This window comes from Tenacibaculum litopenaei, assembly GCF_964514025.1.
GTDB classification, from domain to species: domain Bacteria; phylum Bacteroidota; class Bacteroidia; order Flavobacteriales; family Flavobacteriaceae; genus Polaribacter; species Polaribacter litopenaei.
The window spans coordinates 1-22,245 of the sequence record NZ_CAZEQT010000004.1 but is presented as its reverse complement, the minus strand read 5'-3'; the positions used below and the strand labels follow the sequence as shown (position 1 = coordinate 22,245).

The 22,245-nt window shown below is 38.0% G+C and carries 22 protein-coding genes; 14 read left to right on the top strand and 8 right to left on the bottom strand.

What is annotated here, in order from left to right; all coding sequences use genetic code 11:
- Both yaaA and ACKTS5_RS07015 read right to left on the bottom strand, forming a co-directional pair.
- Positions 1-759: a peroxide stress protein YaaA gene (yaaA, locus tag ACKTS5_RS07020; protein WP_408043148.1), complete on the bottom strand. Its 759-nt coding sequence runs from the start codon at positions 757-759 to the stop codon at positions 1-3.
- Between the two features lie 97 nt (positions 760-856).
- Positions 857-1,645 carry an MBL fold metallo-hydrolase gene (locus ACKTS5_RS07015; RefSeq protein WP_408043147.1) on the bottom strand — a complete coding sequence of 263 codons (789 nt, stop codon included), beginning with the start codon at positions 1,643-1,645 and terminating at the stop codon, positions 857-859.
- An 81-nt stretch (positions 1,646-1,726) separates the two neighbouring features.
- On the opposite strand from ACKTS5_RS07015, the gene ACKTS5_RS07010 reads away from it, so the two are divergent.
- The 4 genes from ACKTS5_RS07010 (at position 1,727) to ACKTS5_RS06995 (ending at position 4,825) form a co-directional block, all read left to right on the top strand.
- Positions 1,727-3,172, top strand: coding sequence for a TonB-dependent receptor (locus ACKTS5_RS07010; RefSeq protein WP_408043146.1), 1,446 nt, complete (start codon positions 1,727-1,729; stop codon positions 3,170-3,172).
- A gap of 62 nt (positions 3,173-3,234) precedes the next feature.
- Positions 3,235-3,780 carry an RNA polymerase sigma factor gene (locus ACKTS5_RS07005; protein WP_408043145.1) on the top strand — a complete coding sequence of 182 codons (546 nt, stop codon included), beginning with the start codon at positions 3,235-3,237 and terminating at the stop codon, positions 3,778-3,780.
- Between the two features lie 30 nt (positions 3,781-3,810).
- Positions 3,811-4,356: a hypothetical protein gene (locus ACKTS5_RS07000; RefSeq protein WP_408043144.1), complete on the top strand. Its 546-nt coding sequence runs from the start codon at positions 3,811-3,813 to the stop codon at positions 4,354-4,356.
- Complete coding sequence (locus ACKTS5_RS06995) at positions 4,343-4,825, top strand: hypothetical protein (protein ID WP_408043143.1); 483 nt, start codon at positions 4,343-4,345, stop codon at positions 4,823-4,825. Before ACKTS5_RS07000 ends, ACKTS5_RS06995 begins: the two co-directional genes overlap by 14 nt.
- Here ACKTS5_RS06995 and ACKTS5_RS06990 read toward each other — a convergent pair.
- From ACKTS5_RS06990 to idi, 3 genes are read right to left on the bottom strand one after another with little or no spacing between them, the layout of a single operon-like run.
- Complete coding sequence (locus tag ACKTS5_RS06990; RefSeq protein WP_408043142.1) at positions 4,822-5,811, bottom strand: type I phosphomannose isomerase catalytic subunit; 990 nt, start codon at positions 5,809-5,811, stop codon at positions 4,822-4,824. The two genes, ACKTS5_RS06995 and ACKTS5_RS06990, sit on opposite strands and share 4 nt — an antisense overlap.
- 37 nt (positions 5,812-5,848) lie before the next feature.
- Positions 5,849-6,262, bottom strand: coding sequence for a 6-pyruvoyl trahydropterin synthase family protein (locus tag ACKTS5_RS06985; RefSeq protein WP_408043141.1), 414 nt, complete (start codon positions 6,260-6,262; stop codon positions 5,849-5,851).
- A complete protein-coding gene (gene idi / locus ACKTS5_RS06980; protein ID WP_408043140.1) occupies positions 6,263-6,787 on the bottom strand; it encodes an isopentenyl-diphosphate Delta-isomerase in 525 nt (174 codons plus the stop codon).
- 220 nt (positions 6,788-7,007) lie between these two features.
- Between idi and ACKTS5_RS06975 the strand changes: the two genes are divergently transcribed.
- From ACKTS5_RS06975 to ACKTS5_RS06930, 10 genes are all read left to right on the top strand, one after another.
- Positions 7,008-8,597, top strand: a complete 1,590-nt coding sequence (locus ACKTS5_RS06975; RefSeq protein WP_408043139.1) for a peptide chain release factor 3 — start codon at positions 7,008-7,010, stop codon at positions 8,595-8,597.
- A gap of 12 nt (positions 8,598-8,609) precedes the next feature.
- Positions 8,610-10,205, top strand: a complete 1,596-nt coding sequence (locus ACKTS5_RS06970) for a hypothetical protein (RefSeq protein ID WP_408043138.1) — start codon at positions 8,610-8,612, stop codon at positions 10,203-10,205.
- A gap of 24 nt (positions 10,206-10,229) precedes the next feature.
- Positions 10,230-11,159, top strand: coding sequence for a peptidylprolyl isomerase (locus ACKTS5_RS06965; RefSeq protein WP_408043137.1), 930 nt, complete (start codon positions 10,230-10,232; stop codon positions 11,157-11,159).
- Between the two features lie 152 nt (positions 11,160-11,311).
- Positions 11,312-11,992, top strand: a complete 681-nt coding sequence (locus ACKTS5_RS06960; protein ID WP_408043136.1) for an energy transducer TonB — start codon at positions 11,312-11,314, stop codon at positions 11,990-11,992.
- Between the two features lie 66 nt (positions 11,993-12,058).
- Positions 12,059-12,730, top strand: coding sequence for an energy transducer TonB (locus tag ACKTS5_RS06955; protein WP_408043135.1), 672 nt, complete (start codon positions 12,059-12,061; stop codon positions 12,728-12,730).
- A gap of 325 nt (positions 12,731-13,055) precedes the next feature.
- Positions 13,056-14,189 (top strand): energy transducer TonB, encoded by a 1,134-nt coding sequence (locus ACKTS5_RS06950; RefSeq protein ID WP_408043134.1) that lies wholly within the window; start codon positions 13,056-13,058, stop codon positions 14,187-14,189.
- A gap of 112 nt (positions 14,190-14,301) precedes the next feature.
- Complete coding sequence (gene kdsB, locus ACKTS5_RS06945; protein WP_408043133.1) at positions 14,302-15,039, top strand: 3-deoxy-manno-octulosonate cytidylyltransferase; 738 nt, start codon at positions 14,302-14,304, stop codon at positions 15,037-15,039.
- Positions 15,032-15,727, top strand: a complete 696-nt coding sequence (locus tag ACKTS5_RS06940) for an HAD family hydrolase (protein WP_408043132.1) — start codon at positions 15,032-15,034, stop codon at positions 15,725-15,727. Before kdsB ends, ACKTS5_RS06940 begins: the two co-directional genes overlap by 8 nt.
- An 87-nt stretch (positions 15,728-15,814) precedes the next feature.
- The gene (locus ACKTS5_RS06935; RefSeq protein ID WP_408043131.1) at positions 15,815-16,081 is read left to right on the top strand and encodes a hypothetical protein; all 267 of its coding nucleotides are present in this window, start codon (positions 15,815-15,817) and stop codon (positions 16,079-16,081) included.
- Positions 16,082-16,192: 111 nt separating this feature from the next.
- Positions 16,193-16,390, top strand: coding sequence for a hypothetical protein (locus tag ACKTS5_RS06930; RefSeq protein WP_408043130.1), 198 nt, complete (start codon positions 16,193-16,195; stop codon positions 16,388-16,390).
- A gap of 84 nt (positions 16,391-16,474) precedes the next feature.
- Here the strand turns inward: ACKTS5_RS06930 and ACKTS5_RS06925 are convergent, their stop codons facing one another.
- The 3 genes from ACKTS5_RS06925 to ACKTS5_RS06915 all read right to left on the bottom strand — a co-directional run.
- Positions 16,475-18,598 carry an OmpA family protein gene (locus ACKTS5_RS06925; protein ID WP_408043129.1) on the bottom strand — a complete coding sequence of 708 codons (2,124 nt, stop codon included), beginning with the start codon at positions 18,596-18,598 and terminating at the stop codon, positions 16,475-16,477.
- A 10-nt stretch (positions 18,599-18,608) separates the two neighbouring features.
- On the bottom strand, positions 18,609-19,532 hold the full coding sequence (locus ACKTS5_RS06920) for a PorP/SprF family type IX secretion system membrane protein (RefSeq protein WP_408043128.1): 924 nt from the start codon (positions 19,530-19,532) through the stop codon (positions 18,609-18,611).
- A gap of 19 nt (positions 19,533-19,551) precedes the next feature.
- The coding region (locus tag ACKTS5_RS06915) for a T9SS type B sorting domain-containing protein (protein ID WP_408043127.1) at positions 19,552-22,245 on the bottom strand (2,694 nt) is incomplete at its 5' end.

The window sequence follows — 22,245 nt, the reverse complement described above, 5'->3', positions numbered from 1 at the left end:
TTACCTGGTAAATACGAGTTCTAATTCTGATGACATTGTCGCGTCAAAAGCGTAGCCCTCCACGTTAAAGTTTTTCAATCCTTCCAAGCTTGTCACTTCGTTCTCGATGATGTAACGCACCATTAGGCCTCTCGCCTTCTTAGCATAGGTCATGATCGTTTTATACTGACCATTTTTAAAATCTTTAAACACCGGAGTGATCATCGGTACTTTTAGCGTTTTCTTCGGAAGTGCCTTAAAGTATTCTGAACTGGCCAAATTAATCAAAAGCTCTCCATCTTCCATTTCTTCGTTCAGTGATTCTGCCAATTTGGTTCCCCAAAATTTGTACAAATTTTCTGTCCTTCCAACTTTCAACTTGGTTCCCATTTCTAAACGATATGGCTGAATCAAATCTAAAGGCTTTAACAAACCGTATAATCCCGATAAAATTCGAAGTGTTCCTTGTACTGATTCGTGATGCTTTTCATCTAAACTCATCACATCAATTCCTCTGAATACCTCACCTGTAAATGAAAACAAGGCCTGTTTGGCATTAGACAAATCAAACGGTGGACTCCACACCTGATTTCTATCGTAATTTAACTGTGCCAACTCGTCCGAGATCTTCATCAATTCTCCCAATTTATTTCTCGAAAGCGTTTTGAGTTTTTTATTCAATTTCGCTGAATCTTCAAGAAATCTGGGCTGTGTATACTGGTCTGTTGTTGCTTTGGTTTCAAAATCCAAGGATTTTGCTGGAGATATAATTATTTTCATTGTTATTTTTTCTTAATTAACACGGTAAAAATACGAGGAAAGAAGCAGAATTTACCGTTCTCTGTTTCAATTTTATTTATGTATTTATCAAGGTCTTCTATAGTTCTGTGGTCACCTCTAATCCATCGTACGCAAGGAACACATTTTCCGGTAATTCTTTCGACACTTCTTCATGAAAGCCAAGCAGCTCACTAATGTGGGTCAAATAGGTAAAACGCGGTTTCAATTCGTCGACCAGTGCCAAGGCTTCTTCGATGTTTAAATGGGTGGCATGCGGTTCTTTTCGCAATCCTGTTATTACTAATACCTCAAGTCCTTTCAATTTTTCTTTTTCCGAGGGTTCTAGGTACTTGATATCTGTCAAATAAGCCATGTTGTGAAAGCGGTATCCTAATATAGGTAGTTTTCCATGCATCACCTCAATGGGTGTAACCATCACTCCACTCAAAACAAAGCTACTTTGATGACTGATAATTGTAGGTGCAACACTGGGAGCACTCGGATAGCGATTCTCCGTTGCGAAAATATAATCGTATCGCTTTTGCAAAACGTTTAATACGCGCTCGCTTAGGTAAATCGGCACGGATCCCATTCGAAAACAATACGGGCGAATTTCGTCTAAGCCAGCAATGTGATCAGCATGCTCGTGGGTAAACAATATACCATCGATAGCATGGATCTTTTCACGAATCATTTGTTGCCTAAAATCGGGACCACAATCGATAATATAGGTATGGTCTCCCCATGAGAATTTAACAGAAGATCGCAGTCGCTTGTCTCTGGGATCTTCAGAAAACGCTACTGGATGGGTACTTGAAATCATCGGCACCCCTGTAGAAGTACCTGTTCCTAAAAAGGTTAATTTTAATTGTTGTTTTTTGTTCATCTGTTACACAAAAATACAATAAAAATTGACTGGTACTTTCAAATTTCAGTACATTTGCCCCACGTAACTAAAAAGAATAAAATGGCAATTACGTTAAAGGGAGATCAAAAGATCAACACGGTTCCAACAACCAAATCAAAAGCTTTAAAAATAAATTTGAACGCTCACATCTACGGTACTTTTGCCGAGATTGGTGCTGGGCAAGAAACTGTTCGTAATTTCTTTAGAGCTGGAGGAGCCTCAGGAACTATTGCAAAAGCAATGAGTGCGTATGATAAAGATTTTTCTGACGCCATTTACGGTGTAGAAAATGACGGACGTTATGTTACCGAAGCGCGATTAAAAAAGATGCTTCGCCATGAAATGGACCTTATTGAGGAACGTTTAGACCGTCAAAAACACCCAGATAAATTATTTTTTAGTTATGCCAATACCGTGGCTACCATTAACTTTACAAAGAAGTTCAAAGGTCACGGATGGGTAGGTATCCGCTTTCAGTTAGACCCTCTAGAAGACTACAACGAGATTGTACTCCACTTGCGTTTTAAAGAAACGGATGCTCGATTACAACAAGAAACCTTAGGGATTTTAGGGGTAAACTTAATTTACGGTGCTTTCTACCTAAACGACAACCCTAAAGAGTTGTTAAAGTCTTTCTACGACAATATTGACAAAGACCGCCTTGAAATTGACATGATCAACTTCTCAGGACCTCGATTTATGTACGTAGATAACCGTTTGATGAGTTTACAGTTGGTGAAGAATGAAATGACCAATGCTGTAATGTTCGGTCCAGACGGAAACAACCTTCTCCCTGCACAAGTCTTGTACAAACGTAATATCTTGGCACTTCGAGGAAGTTTCAGGCCTGTTACTAAGGTAAACATGGACATGTTTGAGAAGTCAAAAGAACTTTTCTTGGCAGAGAAAAAAGTAGACCCTGAAAAAACTCAAATCATATTCGAAATCACCTTGAGCAACCTAAAAGCAGAAGGTAAAATTAACGAACGTGATTTCTTAGACCGTGCAGAATTACTGTGTTCACTCGGACAGAATGTAATGATCACCAACTACCAAGAATACTTTAAACTCGTTGAATACTTCAGTGAATTTACAAGAGAGCGCATGGCCTTAGCTATGGGTGTCAACAACTTAATCCAGATTTTCGACGAAAAATACTACCGCGATTTAAGTGGAGGTATTTTGGAAGCCTTCGGTAAATTATTCTACCGCGATTTAAAGGTGTATATGTATCCTTACAAGGATCAAGAAACTGAAGAATTCATCACCAGTCAAAACTTAAAAGTGCACCCTAGAATTAAAGAATTGTACAAATTCTTTAAACTCAACGGTAAACTCGTAGATATCAAAGGTTTTAACGGAGACATCTTACACATTTTCTCTCGTAAAGTTCTTCAAATGATCAAAGACAACGAAGAAGGTTGGGAAGAAATGCTTCCGAAAGGAGTTTCTGAAACGATTAAAGCAAAACGCTTATTTGGTTTTTCTAGAAGGATGTCAAAATAATTTTTTGACATCTGATTAAACCTTTTTGTAACTTTAGTGTCTAACAACTAAAATCTATCTAGTTGGCAGACGAAACGCTATTAATACACCAATTACAAAACACTTCTACCAAGGAACTTGCCTTTAGAAGTCTCGTGAGCGAATACAAAGAACGCTTATATTGGCACATACGAAAAATTGTATTATCTCATGACGACGCTGATGATGTGTTGCAAAACACGTTCATCAAGGTGTATAAAAATATTGACTCGTTTAAAGGAGACAGTAAAATATACTCGTGGATGTACCGTATTGCAACCAACGAGGCCTTGAGTTTTTTAAGTAAAAAAGCAAAAGAACAAAATCTGGACATCAGCGATTACCAGCAACAACTCACCTCTAACCTAGATAGTGATTATTGGTTTGAAGGATCTGAAATAGAAATCATCCTTCAGAAAGCCATAGCCCAACTACCCCAGCAACAACAACTGGTATTTAACATGAAGTATTTTGACAATCTCAAATACCAAGAAATATCAGCTATTTTGAACGTTAGTATCGGCGGCTTAAAGGCATCGTATCACCATGCGGTAAAAAAAATAGAAGCCTTTATTAAAAACCAACATTAAACCATTAGTGCAACCAACAGTCTAAGGATTATGAGTGAAGATTTAAAAAATAGTATCGCGTTCCTCAAAGAGAACACTGGCAAAGCTTCGAGCTTTAAGGCCCCTGAAGGCTATTTTGACGCTTTTGAAGAGCGTTTGTTTGCTCGTGAAGAAATTCCAAACACAGCTAAAAACAAAGGCTTTAAAATACCCGAAAACTATTTTAACGACGCTGAAGAACGCATTTTTGAGGCCACTATAAGCCGAGAACCGCAGCATCGTAAAACGTCGTATTACCGTCGCGTAATACAGATGATTCCGACTGCAGTTGCCGCTTCTTTGCTTCTCTTTATGGCTTATACCTATTTTACCATCGTAGAGCCCAACAACCTTTCGAGTTTTAGCACCGAAGAAATTGAAGATTGGTATGATTATGGTTATTTAGATAATAATGACAGTGAATTCGCTTTGGTTATTGACGAGGCTTCACTTACATTTGACAGCGATATTTTAAATACTGTCAGTTTGGAAGATGAAGATGTGGAAGCCTATTTAAATAATCTCAGTAGTGAAACCCTAGCAAATGAAATTGAATAATATGAAAACCCTAAGCTTTTACCTTGCCGTTTTGTGCCTTTGTACCTCTACCCTATCGTTTGGGCAAAAGGTGTATCGTACCAAACACCACGAAAAAATTCATTCGTACAAAATAGCCTATATCACAGACAAGCTTAGTCTCAGCACCCAAGAAGCCGAAAAGTTTTGGCCAATATACAACGCGTATAGCTTAGAAATGTTAGCGCTACACAAAGAAGAACGCTATAAAATCAAAAAGCAAATACTCAAAAAAGGCGGAATTGAAAAACTCAGTGAAGAAGAAGCCAAAAAAGTCATTTTACGCATTCGCGACATCAGTAATAAAAAGGCTAAAATTAAAAATGATTTTTTTGAGAAAGTGGCTACCATCATTCCCTACAAGAAAATACTAGCTCTTGAAGTAGCTGAACACGAATTCAATAGAAGTCTCATACGAAAGTTGAGATCAACCAGAAAATTAGACCGCTAATTTTCTGGTAAATACACTTCCAAGAGCTCAGAAGTCTCCTCAAGTGAATGTAATGTGTACGACTGTACATAGGCTGGTATTAACAGGGTTTCTCCCATCTTAATAGTCGCCTCAACTCCGTTACTTTCAAACCTTACCTCCCCTTTCACACACATGTATATCACAAAGCTATCCAACCCTCGTTTTCCGTAACTTACACTTCCTTCAATTGGCAAAATATTGGTAGTAAAATACGGACAACTCACCATTTCACTACTACTATTGGTTACCTTTTGGTATGCTGTTGTATAGCTGTCTTGTGCTTTGTAATCAATAGCATCAATAGCTTCTTCAGTATGCAGTTCACGATAATTTCCTTCGCTATCCTGACGATCCCAATCGTAAATTCGATAAGTAACATCAGAAGTTTGCTGAATTTCGGCTAACATTACGCCCGCTCCGATAGCGTGTACTCTTCCCGTAGGGATAAAATAAACATCTCCATTAGCAACGGTATCTATATTTAAAATTTCCGTTAGCGATTTATTATTCAAATGCTTGAGATACTCCTCTTTATCGGTATCCTTCTTAAATCCTACAATCAAATTTGCCTGTTCATCTGCCTGCATCACATACCACATCTCTGTTTTCCCAAATGAATTGTGACGTTGCATCGCCAAATCATCATGTGGATGTAATTGGATACTCAAGGCTTCTTTTGCATCGATGTATTTAATTAACAAGGGAAACTTATCACCAAAAGCGCTGTAAACACGCTCTCCTACAAAGCGACCTTTCTCATTGGAAATGAGTTCTTTTAATGACATACCCTGGCATGGACCATTGCTAACTACAGAAGTATCTCCTTCTACGTCAGAAATCTCCCAACTCTCTCCGATATTCGATTTATCAGAGGATTTATGTAATAGTTTTATTAATTTATCTCCGCCCCAAATCTTCTCTTTTAAAATGGGGGTAAATTTAAAAAAGGGTTGTTCTATAATCATGATAATAAAGTCTTTATACTTAAAGATAAGAAAAAAATTAGTTCCCTGAGTAGGTCACAAAATTTCTCGGTGTTTCGTAAACAGTAACTGACAAGTCTAACTCGTTTTCAATACGAACTCTTAATTTCTCGTAGATAACCACAGCAATATTCTCAACAGAAGGATTTAAATTCTTGAATTCTGGTACTTCAATATTTAAATTTTTATGATCAAAAGCTTCTTCCACCTCTGATTTTATCAAGTCTTTTAAGACACCTAAATCGTATACATACCCCGTAACAGGATCAATCTCTCCTGTTAAAGATACTATTAACTCGTAATTGTGTCCATGGTAATGTGGATTGCTGCACTTTCCAAATACTTCTTTGTTTTTGGCGTCATCCCAATTCGGATTAAACAATCGGTGAGCTGCATTAAAATGCGCTTTTCTATGTACAGTAACTCTTGGCATTTAGGCTAAAAATTTAGATAATTCTCGATACGATTCTTGAAAGATGATTTTAAACCAAGCTGTGTATTGATCAGGGTTCTTTTCGATGTCTGTTTTCACTGCTTCCAAGTCCATCCATTTAAAACTAGCAACTTCTTCTGGATTTACTACTGGATCTTCCTCATAAAAACCGACCATCACATGATCGAGCTCGTGTTCCGTAAGCCCATTGTCAAAAGGAGCTTTATAGATAAAACTGAACACTTCCTCTAACTCACAAGAAAATCCCATTTCTTCGTGTAATCGTCGCTTTCCTGCAGCAATATTACTCTCACCAGAACGCTGATGCGAACAACAAGTATTTGTCCATAATAACGGAGAGTGATACTTTTCTTTTGCGCGTTGCTGCAACATCAATTCTCCTTTACTATTGAATACAAAAACAGAAAAAGCACGGTGTAATAACGCCTTTTCATGGGCCTCTATTTTTTCCATCAATCCAATTGGATTGTCCTGTTCATCTACTAAAATTACTTGTTCTTTCATGTGTACTATTTACCAAAAAACAAACTTACAAAATAGAATCCACACTGTACTTACTCCTCGTTGAAATTGCTTTTGTTTTTTTGTAAATAAAAAGCGCATCTCTTAGACAATCCACCCTGCTAATCGAGGCAACTCCATCTCTTTAAAGCAGTTAAAAAACCTGTTATATAATTGCGCCTCAACACATAAAAGTTTAACTTTGCCACCTTAAAATTTATAGATGAGTTTTTTAGAAGAAATCCAAAAGAGAAGAACCTTTGGAATTATTTCCCATCCCGATGCAGGTAAGACTACGCTTACTGAAAAATTGCTATTATTTGGTGGGGCAATTCAGGAGGCCGGTGCTGTTAAAAACAATAAAATTAAAAAAGGAGCAACCTCCGATTTCATGGAAATCGAAAGACAACGTGGAATTTCGGTTGCTACTTCGGTATTAGCCTTTATTTACAAAGACCGAAAAATCAACATACTCGATACCCCTGGGCATAAAGACTTTGCGGAAGATACTTTCCGAACACTCACGGCTGTTGACAGTGTAATTGTCGTTATTGACGTGGCAAAAGGAGTTGAGGAGCAAACCGAAAAATTAGTAGAGGTTTGTAGAATGCGAAAAATTCCTATGATCGTATTTATCAACAAACTTGACCGCGAAGGAAAAGACGCTTTTGACCTCCTCGATGAAGTAGAACAAAAACTCAAGCTAAAAGTAACTCCGATGAGTTTCCCAATAGGTATGGGATACGATTTTAAAGGTATTTATGATATCTGGGGTAAAAAACTCAATATTTTCTCAGGAGATAACAAACAAACAATATCAGAAGGCGTAGAGTTTACGGATATTACCAATCCTGAATTGGATGAAATAGTAGGACAAGACTCCGCTGATACCTTAAGAGAAGAACTCGATCTCGTATACGAAGTTTACCCTGCGTTTGATCAAGAAGCTTATAATTCAGGAGACCTACAACCCGTTTTCTTTGGTTCGGCTCTGAACAACTTCGGTGTCAAGGAACTCTTAGATTGCTTTATCGATATCGCTCCGAATCCACAACCTAAAATGTCAGACAACAGACTTGTAGATTCTAAAGAAAACAAAATGACAGGTTTTGTATTTAAGATTCATGCCAATATGGATCCAAAGCACAGAGATCGCCTCGCTTTTGTTAAAATTGTATCCGGAGTTTTTAAGAGAAACACTCCGTATTTACATGTTCGAAATGGTAAAAAAGTAAAATTCTCAAGTCCCAATGCCTTCTTTGCTGAAAAGAAAGAAATTGTAGAAGAATCTTTCCCAGGTGATATTGTAGGTTTACACGATACGGGAAATTTCAAAATTGGAGATACCTTAACAGAAGGAGAGCAATTGAACTTCAAGGGGATTCCAAGTTTCTCTCCAGAGCACTTTAGATATGTGAACAACGCCGACCCTTTAAAGTCAAAGCAATTGTACAAAGGTTTAGACCAGCTAATGGATGAAGGAGTTGCCCAATTATTTACCCTTGAAATGAATGGACGACGTATTATCGGTACCGTTGGAGCCCTTCAATACGAGGTTATTCAATACCGTCTTGAACACGAATACGGGGCCAAATGTACCTACGAGAATATCGCTGTTCACAAGGCCTGTTGGGTACAAGCAGAAGATGAAAAAAATGAAGAATTCAAAGAGTTCAAACGCGTTAAACAACGTTATTTAGCAAAAGACAAAGCTGGTAGGCTCGTATTTTTAGCCGATTCTGCCTTTACTATGCAAATGACACAAAGTAAATACCCTACGGTAAAATTACATACCACTAGTGAATTTGAATAACACCCAAAAATAATGTTTCGCAGAATCCGAGCTACATACCGAAAATTCATCCTTAATGTGCAACTGCCGCTAACCTTAGTGACTGGATTACTATTGGGAACTGCTGCACACGCACAGTCAACCGATGTTCCACAGCGAAAACAGTTGAACAATAAAGTGCGATTGAATTTCATTCCGGTTTCGATGCCTCAAGCAACCTATCCTTCACTGGATAAAACCATGGGGCTTATGGGCTTGCATTACTTTATACCTTTTAACGATTGGCTGTATGGTGGTGCAGGTATGTATGCAGCCATTACCGGTGACCAAGGAGGCCTTTTCACCTTGGGAGCTACGCTGGGAATTAACAAGAAACTTTACAAATCACTATACCTCGATGCCAACTTTCATTTTGGTGGTGGCGGTGGGTATCGTTATTTGGTAAATGACGGAGGATATATCAATCCGAATATAGGGTTACAGTTACAACAAAAGCACTATGCAGTCGGTGTGCAATACAGTCACTTCGATTTCTATTCGGGTGCTATTAAAAGTAATGCCGTTTCTGTGTTTGTAGAAATACCTAGTCTTCTAAGATTTACCGATTACCGTCACAGCCAACAAAAATTCGAGCTCAAACAATTGGAAAAAGACCAACTGTGGCAGCAGCCCGTTGTAAAAAACGCACAGCAATTGCGTTTTGATTTCTTTAAACCAATAGGATCATCACAAAAGGATAACGGAACACCTTTGCGTGAAACCTTGTATGTTTTAGGATTTGAATACCAAAAATACCTCGATGAAAAGAGCTTTTTGTTTGTGCACACCGATGCCATATACAAAGGATTACGTGCCGGCTTTATGGACCTATTTTTTGGTATGGGCTACCACCCTATACAGTCGACCTATGTCGACGTGTTTACCAAATTTGCCGTCGGTGCCGCTGGTGGACGTGTCGCTCCTGAAGGAGGTTTGATGCTCTACCCTTCAGCCGGTATTGACTTAAAGCTCTCACAGCGATTCCGCCTGAGTACTCACGGTGGTTATTACAGGGCAATTGGTGGCACCCTGGAAGCCTATACCTTTGGATTCGGTATAAAATACACTAACTTCAGCGGTGGTACCCAAAAGTCAAATCAAACCGACCGATCAAATTACAGAATACAAGGCATCAGCTTAAGCCTCGAAAACCAAACGTATTTAGGCGTTGCCAAAACAGACGATAGTAAAGGCCTCAAAGAAGTCGATTTACAACTTCTAGCCTTCCAAGTAAATTACGACCTAACCAAAAACCTATACCTCATTGGAGAAGCTGGATTTGCCTATGACGGAAGGTCAGGCGGTTATGCTCATGGTTTGGTTGGTATGGGAGTTAAAAGTCCCTCTTTTCTATCCAATCACCTAGAGTTCTTTATAGATGCCACGGGAGGTGCTGCAGGAGGGGCCGGTGTTGATACCGATGAAGGCATTGTTGCTCGATTGGTAGCCGGAATCAATGTCAACGTAAATAATACGATTAGTATCACGAGTTCTGTTGGACAATTTATTGCTCCATTCGGAAATGTTAATGCTACGAATATAAATATAGGATGTAACTTCAACTTTGGGAGTTTAACATCTACTAATTAATGATCAATAGAAAAATTAAAACAAATGAATAACGGAATCTATGCAAAATTCACCACTCCTAAAGGAGATATCTTAGTGAATTTAGAATACGAAAAAACTCCAGGTACTGTTGGTAACTTCGTTGCCTTAGCAGAAGGAAATTTAGAAAACTCTGCAAAACCACAAGGTACTCCTTATTATAACGGATTAAAATTTCACCGAGTTATCGCTGACTTTATGATCCAAGGTGGATGCCCACAAGGAACAGGAACTGGAAGTCCAGGATACCAATTCGACGATGAAATTCATCCAGAACTTAAGCACGATGCTCCTGGAAAACTTTCTATGGCCAATGCTGGTCCTGGAACGAACGGTTCTCAATTCTTTATTACCCATGTAGCTACTCCGTGGTTAGACGGTAAGCACACGGTATTCGGAAGTGTCGTTGAAGGTCAAAGCGTTGTTGATGCTGTGGAGCAAGATGATGAAATGAACCTTGAAATTATTCGCGTAGGATCAGAAGCTGAAGCCTTTAATGCTGTTGAAGCATTTCGCAGCTTCGAAGGAGCTCGTGAAAAGCGCCTTGCTGAAGAAAAAGCAAAACAACAAGAACTACTTGATCAAGTAGCTGCTGGATACGATGAGACTCCAAGTGGTCTTCGCTATAAAGTATTACAAAAAGGTGAAGGTAAGCAAGCTACTAAGGGTGCTATGGTTTCTGTACACTACAAAGGACAACTTTTAGACGGAACTGTATTTGACTCGTCATACAAACGCAAGCAACCAATTGATTTCGCTGTTGGTGTTGGACAAGTTATTGCAGGATGGGACGAAGGAATCCAATTGTTACAAGTTGGAGATAAAGCTCGTTTTGTGATCCCTTCTGACCTAGCCTATGGAGCAAGAGGTGCTGGTGGTGTAATTCCTCCAAATGCAACTCTTATTTTTGACGTTGAATTAATGAACGTAAAATAATCACAAAGGGCTTCCATTTGGAAGCCCTTTTTACTTACATTAAATTAACCTTCCTAACATTAACTCAAACTACAATTAATGCACTCATGACATTTCCTTAAGGGCTAAGCTGATAAAAAGAAAGAACTTTACAACGGTAAACCCTCGGAAATATGAAAGCACAAATTACAACCTTATTAGCACTCGTTTTTACAACAACTGCGCTGATGGCGCAAAAAGTTTGTAACAATCCTGATGAAACATCAGTGGATCCCAACAGCATATCACTCAACAAATGTGATATTACTGAGAATAAAGACACAAAGAACAGCGCAAAAAACACTCGAAAAATTGCTCGCAAACGCGCCACTCGTCAACGAATCACCAAACGATTTAAAACCAATCCGAAAGCCCTAAATTCGGATATGAATTTGGATTCGTCTGTAGACAAGACCATCGTGAACTACAACACCGTTTCCAATAAACTAAAAACGACCACCATCCTCTTTAATCTTGCGGATGAGCTACCGAAGTTTCCGGCAACCTGTGCACATGAATCGAAAAAATTGAAATCAAAGTGTTTTAAAAATCAACTTCAAAAACACTTTGCAAAGTACTTCGATCCAGAAAGCATTGCCGAAGATGAAATTTCTGGAAAGGTCCTTATCAAATTCGATATTAGCATTACAGGAAAGGCGACGAACATCGAAATACTAAGCAGTAAAAAGAGCAGCTTACTCGAACGAGAAATTAAAAAGACCCTAGCAAAACTTCCCGAAATCCAACCTGGGAAAATAAATGGACTCCCGGTACAAGTTACCTACGTTTTCCCTATTAACTTAACATTAGAATAACATTCGCTTGACTATTTAATTATATTTTCGCAACTTTGAACCAAACCCTTTAAAATTTAATCTGTTATGAGACGTCCCCTTTCTTTAACGGTGGCCTTATTTTTCGCACTGACAAGCGTGTTTGCTCAAGAAACTTGTGAAGCCGAAACAGTTGATGATCCAAACTCTATTACCAAATGTTCTGTAAAGGACGTAGAAGATGCTTTGAACCAAATAGAAGGTAAAAAGCTACGCACGAGGATCAAACGAAAAAAAGTAGTCAATGGAACATCTTTAAGTTCAAATGACGTTAACCAAGTATCGAAACTAGATACGCAACAAGCGGAAGTAGACAAAGTAAAAAACGCCACTAACAAGTTGGCTGTTTTGAGAAAAATTCCGTTTTACTTAGTTGATCAAATTCCATTATTTTCTAAATGTGAGAATTCTCCATTGGTTAAACAAAACAAATGTTTTGAAAAACAAATGGCAAAACACATCGCTAACAACTTTAGTTACCCCAAAGAGGCCTTGACTAAAAAGCAAGAAGGTAAAATTCTTGTTCAATTTACCATTGACAAAGACGGAAATGTTATAGATATAAAGAAAAAAGGTCCTGAAAACAGCGACATTTTAAAAGCAGAAGCTGAGCGACTAATTTCAAAGTTACCGAAATTCATTCCAGGAACTCACGACGGAAAAAAGGTGCTAGTTAAATACGCACTTCCAATTATCTTTAAACTTCCAAAAAATATTTAAAAAAAAATATTTTTAATCAATATACCGACAGCCCCCATTATAACTGGGGGCTGTCTTGTTTTCCCTATCATAAACGAGGTTCCAAAACCGGATAAACAGCTTATTTTTAGATAAATACTTGTTTTAATTGTAACTTTTTATATATTTTTGCGTCTAAATAAATGAAGATTCGTATTAAAAACGACGAAAAACGGAAAAATTAAAAGCAGCTATTAATTTTTTGTAATTAATGTAAATTATCTGTTATTTTTTTTTGTTTATCAAAATTGTTTTTAGTACGTTTACAATGTAAACTAAATTATTAACCCCTAAATTAAGCAAGATTATGATGAGATTCCCCTTGTTAATTTTAGCTATGCTGTTTTCATTTACAGCAATAGCACAGGAACACTGCGCTACTCCGGAAGAGGGTATTGCTGATCCAAACAGTATCACTAAATGTGCTGTTGAGGAAGTGAAAGATGCCAATGGTAATGCTAAAAAGCAGGTATCAATTGAAGTATCGACCAGAAGGAGAGTTGTTCGCAAAAACAAATCAGCGGTCGCGCTAGGAGGATCGACTAGTTCTCATCAAGTTGCTGATGTAAAGAAAACATCTTTACTCGTAGGTAAACTAGAATTAGAAGAGTCTGCAAATACGTTGCAAAAAATTCCATTCAACTTAGTAGAAGAAATTCCATTGTTCTCAAAATGTGAGAACCAACCTTTAATCAAACAAGCGAAGTGTTTTGAGGAAAGCATGTCAAAACACATCATGAAAAACTTTAGCTATCCACAAGAGGCTTTAAGTAAAGGGATCGAAGGTAGAGTTTTGGTACAATTCACCATCAACGAATTAGGAGATGTTGAAGATATCAGAATGAGAGGTCCTAAAGGAGGAGAATTATTAGAAAAGGAAGCTAGACGTTTAGTAACCAGCTTACCTAAATTCAATCCTGGAAAGCACCACGGAAAAGTTGTAAAAGTAAAGTACGGTATTCCAATTTACTTTAAAGTTCCAGGATCAACTGGAAAGAAAGCAACTAAAAAGGCATCAGCGGCACCTAGAAGAATTGTAAGAAAAGCTGCTCCTGCAGTGAAAGAAGCAATCATAACAGATGTAGTGAAGTTTAACAAAGTACAGACTATTCCTCAATTTACAGCATGTGAAAATGCTTCAGATTTTGAAAAGTTAAACTGTTTCAATGAGCGTATGATTAGTCATATCCAACGTAACTTTAACTACCCTGCAGCAGCTGCAAGAGAAAATATAGAAGGAAAAGTTTGGGTTACTTTCGTTATCACCAAAGAAGGTGAAGTTAAAAACATCAAAATGAGAGGACCGCGTAACGGACAATTATTAGAACAAGAAGCGAAGAGAATGGTAGCGAAGTTACCTAAGTTCATCCCTGGAAAACACGGAGGACAAGCAGCAAACGTTCAGTATACGTTACCTATTAACTTCCGATTAAACGATTAAGACATTCATTTTTTAATGGATTGAAAAACCAGGAGTCATCACTCCTGGTTTTTTTTATGCCTTAAATGCAGAATTAAACTAGTATATTTGAATAACGAATAATTTCATACCCATGAACATAATTGCAATGATTCCGGCCCGCTATAATGCCAGTAGATTTCCAGGAAAATTAATGAAAGACCTTGGTGGGAAACCCGTAATTGTACGTACCTACGAGGCAGCACTGCAAGCTAAGTTATTTGATAAGGTATACGTAGTTACTGATTCAGAAGTGATCAAAACAGCCATAGAAACTGTCAATGGCGACGTTATAATGAGTACCAAAGAACACGAATGCGGATCTGACAGAATTGCAGAAGCAGTTACTGATTTAAACGTAGATATTGTTGTCAACGTACAAGGTGATGAACCATTTATTGATACAGTATCACTTCGTAAATTAATTGATGTTTTTCATGAGGATCCAGAACGTCAAATCGATTTGGCATCCTTAAAAGTACAAATAACGGACATTGAAGCTATTGAAAATCCAAACAATGTTAAGGTAATCACGGATTCCAATGGCTTTGCTATCTACTTCTCACGTAGCGTAATCCCTTACCCTAGAGCAAAGGAGTTAAACACCAAGTACTACAAACACAAAGGAGTATACGCCTTTAGAAAAGAAGCACTACTCAATTTTTATCACACTCCAATGACGCCGTTAGAAGCAGCGGAAAAAATAGAATGCATACGCTATTTGGAAGCAGGAAAAAAAATTAAGATGATTGAAACCGAAGTAGAAAGTATTGGAATCGATACACCTGAAGATTTAGAAAAAGCGCAACATTACATTCAGCAACATGATTAATAAAGAAAAAATTAAAGTTATCGCCTTCGATGCAGATGATACTTTATGGGTGAATGAAACTTACTTTCGAGAAGCAGAAAATCAATTTGCTTCTTTACTTTCTGCTTATGAAACAGAAAACAAAATACACCAAGAGCTGTTCAAAGCAGAAATTCGTAATTTACCACTCTACGGTTACGGGATTAAAGGTTTTACCCTATCGATGATAGAATGTGCACTTGAACTATCAAACCAACAATTACCGCCTAAAATCCTAAATCAGATCTTAGAAATAGGTAAAGATATGCTAGAAAAACCAGTGGTATTATTAGAAGGTGTCATCACCGTGCTAGAAGCACTTAAAGACCAATACAAACTCATTGTAGCTACTAAAGGAGATTTGTTGGACCAAGAAAAGAAACTGGCAAAATCAGGACTACTCCACTACTTCCATCACATTGAAGTAATGAGCGAGAAAAAGGAAAACGACTATCAAAAGCTCCTAAATCACTTAGACATTGCTCCAGAAGCCTTTTTAATGATAGGGAATTCATTAAAATCAGATGTATTACCCATCTTAAGTATCGGTGGTTCGGCCATCCATGTTCCTTTCCACACGACTTGGCAATTTGAAGAAGTGAAAAAAACGCCAGCAGATGTTCAATATCCTACGCTTAATAACATTACTGAAATCACAGCATTACTGTAAATATGCGTTTATAAAAACAACAGGAATACTACGCAAAATATAGTAGTAATCAGAATAAAAACACTTAAATTTGCAAAAATTTTTATTATGGCAAGTATTAAAAACTTAAAGAAAGATATTAACTATACATTAGGAGATATTGTCGGAGAATGTGACGTTTGGGCAATAGAGAACCCAAATGAAGACGTTAGCAAATCTGAAGCTATTATTGAAGAGGCTTTCGCTACTTTTGATGCGTTATTGGATAAGGTAAATGCCAAAAACATCGAAAACAAAAAGCTTCACTTCAAAGGAATCAGTAAAGAACTTGAAGAAAAAGCAAAAAGCTTGGTTGATAAATTAAACAACCTATAAGAGAAAAGCCAGTTTAACGACTGGCTTTTTTTTTTAGACTAATTTTAACACGCCGGAGATAATATTTTTTCGTAAATTACGATTACTAATTATATAACCAATATCCCCAATATGGCAAGAGCTATGTATGATTACACTAAAACTATCTTGAAAAAAGTTAGTTTTAATTCAGACTTGTTTTGTAAGGAATTGAAGAAAGCATTAACAAGGCTTTTACCTCATGAAATAAGTGAATTGACCATTTGGCTGACAGAATTCACGGCCAATAAACCAGAGCTATATTCTTGTATGGCTCTCGTAAGGAACTGAGAGAAAGAAACTATGATTTAATTTAAAAAACTCCGATAATTAACAAATTATCGGAGTTTTCTCTTTTATAACTTAATGAATTGCCTAATGGTCTAAGGCATCCGTTCCACATTTCTCTTTATCTTTAGTAAAGCACTTTTCATTTTTGTACTTGCCTCCTTTAAAATTATTTTTCAAGAAAAGTAAATAGCTATTTTTCTTACTCAACCTTCTTCTAACTTTAATTTTCTCGGCCTGCTGTTTTACTTTAATGAACTCCTTACCACGCACAATATAAAAATAGGATCTACGATTTACCTGATGTTCCTTTTCGGTACATTTTGATTGGTTTTTGTTATTACAATTATTTAATAACTGCTCTTCACCATAGCCAATGGCACTTGCAATTCTCGATCTATCGATACCTCTAGAATACAAGTAGTCTCTCGTTGCTTTGGCTCGCTTATCAGAAAGTCGTTTGTTGTATGCATCGTTACCTCTACTGTCCGTATGAGCTTCAATTTTAATGACAATTTCAGGGTGATTTTTCATTACCGTTACAATATTCTCCAATTCGTACTCCGCATCGCTCCTGATGACAGCTTGATTAAAGTCAAAATAAATTGGATTAATAACAATCTGATTTCCTACAATCAGTGGTGTCAATTGCAACTTAGAGACCACCTCTTTCTTCGACTCTTTAGTTGTCTGGATAGCTACTTGATCGGGTCTATGATCAAATTTACTCGCCTTAATAACAAATTGCATCTCACAAGGCATACTTTCAAATGCATAGCTTCCTAGAGCGTCTGAAATAGTTTCTAAAACCAAATTCCCCGAAGTATCGTATAGTTTAACTACAGCATCTGAAATGTGCGCTCCTGATGTATTATCAACAACAGTCCCTTTAATGGTTTGCGTACACACATCTTCATAAATGTAAAAACTATAAATATCATCATCTCCTTTTCCTCTGGGTCTGTTTGATGAGAAAAAGCCCTTTTTTCCTTTATCATCTATATAGAATGCAAAATCATCTTTCTTACTATTAAATGGCGCTCCTAGGTTCATCACTTTTGAATACAAAGTATCTTTGACAATTTTAGACTGAAAAACATCCATCAGTCCTAATCCAACGTGACCATTCGATGAAAAGTAAAGGGTATTATCAGCTCCGACAAAAGGAAACTTTTCACCATCAGGAGTATTGATAGTAGGCCCTAAATTAACAGGAGTACTAAAATTACCCTGTTCATCTATAGCGACTCTATACAAATCGGACCCTCCGTAGCCTCCTGGCATATTGGAAACAAAATACAGAAACTTCTCATCGGGGCTTAATGCAGGATGCCCAACGGAATACTCATCACTATTAAAAGGCAATTCCTTTACATTAATCCACAAACCATTCATCATCTGAGCACTGTAAATTTTAAGGTTCACCGTATATTTTTTATCCTTACTTACACGTTTACCATCGAAGTTGTTTCTCGTAAAATAAATCGTTTTACCATCTTTAGTAAAAACGGGTTTCCCTTCGTGGTACTCCGTACTAATAGGATGTTCAAACTTGATTTTATTATACATTTCCAAAACTGTATCTCGTTCATTTTCGAGGGCCTCAATACGCTCATCGGCACTGTATATATTTAAAAATGGCTGTTTATTCCACTTGTACAAACGCTGTTTTTTATCTGACTGCGGTGATGCCGAGGCAAAATACACCTTTCCATTAAGAATAAAACCTCCATAGTCAGAATACGGGGTATTCAGTGCTAAATTGCGTACACCAATTCTCTTGTCTTCGGTATTCGTCAAATCGAGTAAATAATCTTCATCCTTAACTACTAAATCTCTCTGTAAAGCTCCTTCTTTGGAAGCCAATGCAAGGAAAAGGGAATCCGACTTTTTATACTTACCTACTCCTCGTAAACTTTGCGCATACCTAAAAAGATTCTGATCACTTAACTGCTCTGGATACTTTTCTGCCATTAACGCGTACCACTGCACCGCATTTTCTATGTTAGAGTTGTTGTAATAAGAATCTGCTAGCCTACTTAAAACATGATATGAACTATCTTTTTTTTCAGTAACTATAGCCTCGTATAACTCTGCTGCATTGACGTATGAAAACTCTTCAAAATACCTATCCGCCACTCTCCTACTTTGGGCACTAGCGACACCAGATACGATACCTAAAAACAATAAAAAGTGTTTTTTTAATTTCATTAAAATAACTTTAGAAAAATCTTGGTGATCTATATTTATACTCCTGAACGAGTTCATAACGAACAAAAACTTCATGAGTACCTGAATTAATTACATTGTAATTGGATGTGGTTAAATCATAAGCATATCCAATCATAAGAGCATTCGACACCTGAATACCAAGCAAGGCACTAATAGAATCGCCCCATCTCCAACCCAATCCAGCTCTATATCTGTCGCTAAACAATACATTAGCTGACAAATCAATTGAAACGGGAGCTCCAGATACTGCTTTTACAAGGGCTGCTGGCTTTAATTTAACATCTTCCCCTAACTGAAACACATAGCCCGCAATCATAAAAAAGTGCATGCGCTCCACCGCTGTTAAGGTTTTAGCTTCTAAATTTTGATCGTAGTGTTCTGATCTCAAAAAATTAGGAACTGATATTCCCAGATACCATTCTGGAGTGTAATAATAAATTCCCGCCCCTACTGTGGGTAAAAATCGGCCGTTGATATTATTGTCAAACAAGGTTTCATCATCGACTAAACGTCCTTTGGACCAATCAATATTGAGCACTCTTCCTCCCAATCGCAATCCAAATGCTAAGTTACCGTCATAGCCAGTTTCTATGGCATATGACATATTTGCATCGAAATAAATTTCGTGTGATGGACCAATCTTATCATTCATTACATTGATCCCTAATCCTAATCCAGAAACTCCTAAGGGAGTATCATAACTAAGGGTTTGTGTTTCTGGTGCACCTTCAAAGCCCACCCACTGAGTTCGTGCCAATGCCGTAAATACTCCGTGTCCTCTCGAGCCCGCATAGGCCGGATTCACAATCATCGTATTATACATATATTGGGTAAATTGAGGATCTTGTTGTGCATAGGCCAACGTACTGACACCTATGCACAAAATCAATATCCAAGGAGATAACAATTTCATATTTGGTTTTTTATGCGGTTTATCTATTTAAATAAATCCATCCCTTCTTAACTGGGGTTCCATTTCCTAGGTCTAAGATATAAAAATATGTTCCAACTGGTAATTTACTATCCACATTAATACTCGCTCTACCTTCAGATAATCCAGCAAAAACAACATCTTTATTGTTGTACCCTCGACCTTTGTACACGGTGTTCCCCCATCTATTAAATATTTCAATAGAATTTTCAGGGAAATGCTCTATACAATCAATCTGCAAAGTATCGTTCACACCATCGCCATTCGGGCTAAATTCGTTGTATACGATAACACAAGTATCCAAATCGACAGCATCACCAAATCCATCTAATTCATCTTCACTGTCTGCAATTCCATCGCCATCCGCATCAGAACCAGAATCTCCAACGGTACCAGTTCCTCCACTAGTCGGATCTGTTGGATCGGAATCATTCGAATCAGAATTTCCTGAATCTCCAAAATTAGCAGCATCTTCATCTACTTCATCTAAAATTCCGTCCCCATCAGAATCTGGACCGTCAACATGTCCATTTCCATCTACATCCGAATTACCTCCTTCAACAACGTCATTAACACCGTCATCATCACTATCTAAATCTTGATAATCAGGAACGCCATCTCCATCACTATCCGTATTATCCGGCTCGCCATTTGCTCCCTCACCAAAATTAGAATCATCAGCATCAACACTGTCAACAATTCCATCTCCATCGCTATCAACACCATCGGCAACACCGTCGTTATTAGCGTCAGTATTTTCGTCTTCAATAACGTCATTAATACCGTCGTTATCACTATCTAAATCTTTGTAATCAGGTACACCGTCACCGTCAGTATCTGGTTCTTCATTAGCGTCTACCGAACCATCTGCCTGACCATCACCATTTGTGTCTGTATACCCGGTATCATTAGCGTCAATCACACCATCACCATTCGTATCTAATGCTCCATTACCTCCTTCATCAACATCGAGTATTCCATCATTATCACTATCTAAATCTAAGTAATCAGGAATTCCATCACCATCAGTATCTCCTGTTCCTTCATCAGTATCTGGTATACCATCATTGTCGTCATCTACATCTACACTATCAACAATGCCATCTCCATCTGTATCCGTTCCAGCATCACCAAATCCATTCAATCCATCTTCACTATCAGCAATACCATCACCATCAGCATCAGTTCCTGAATCTCCAACAGGCCCTGAACCTCCACTCGTAGCATCAGTAGGATCTGTATCATTTGAATCAGAGTTCCCTGTATCACCGAAATTGGAAGCATCTTCATCAACAACATCCAAAATACCATCTCCATCGGTATCCGGACCATCTACATGACCATTACCATCAGCATCCGAATTACCTCCTTCAACAACATCATTAATACCGTCATCATCACTATCTAAATCTTGATAATCAGGAACACCATCACCATCGCTATCTGTATTGTCTGGCTCACCATTTGCTCCTTCTCCAAAATTAGTATCGTCTGCATCAACACTATCAACAATTCCATCTCCATCACTATCAACACCATCTGCTATTCCGTCATTGTTAGCATCAATATTTTCATCTTCAATAACATCATTAATTCCATCATTATCACTATCGAGATCTTTGTAATCAGGAACACCATCACCGTCAGTATCTGGCTCTTCATTAGTATCTACCGAACCATCGGCCTGACCATCACCATTTGTATCTGTATATCCAGTGTCATTAGCATCAATTACTCCATCGCCATTCGTGTCTAATGCTCCATTTCCACCTTCATCTACATCCAGTATACCGTCGTTGTCACTATCTAAATCTAAATAATCAGGAACACCATCACCGTCTGTATCTCCAGTTCCTTCTGCTATATCTGGAATCCCATCATTATCGTCATCTACATCTATACTGTCTACAATACCATCTCCATCCGTATCTACTTGCATATTTACGGTTACAGTTGCTACATTTGATACATTACCTTCATTATCTTCAATAGTGTAGTTAATAGCTGTTGGGCTTCCCGTAAATCCTGCTTCAGGAGTAAAAGTCAAAATACCCGTTGTCGATACTGTCCATGTTCCTTCACCAGGAACAACTAAAGTATCATTAAAGCCATCTCCATTTGTATCTATTGCGCCGGCTGTTACAAGATTTACAGAATTAACAGCAATAGTACCATCTGGATCAAAATCGTTAGTTGTAACATTAATTGATACAGGGGTACCTACAATACCCACCTCCGTATCATCAACTGCTACCGGTGCTATACATGATTTATCAGTCACCACTACCTGAGCCGTTGCTGCTACGGTACATGGTGCGGTTGCTGCTACCGTATAAGTATAGGTATTCGCTCCACCTAAAGCTGGTGACCAAGTACCGCCTGTAGCTGGGCTTCCACCTAAGGATGCAAATAACTGCGCCGATGTTACCGTGCTTCCTGCACAGATGGTAAGTGTTCCGTTAGTTCCTGCATTTGGTAAAGCTTGTTCGCTTACCACTACCTGAGCTGTTGCTGCTGTGGTACATGGTGCGGTTGCTGCTACGGTATACGTATAGGTATTTGCGCCGCCTAATGCTGGTGACCAAGTACCTCCTGTAGCTGGACTTCCTCCTAAGGCTGCAAATAACTGCGCCGATGTTACCGTGCTTCCTGCACAGATGGTAAGTGTTCCGTTAGTTCCCGCATTTGGTAAAGC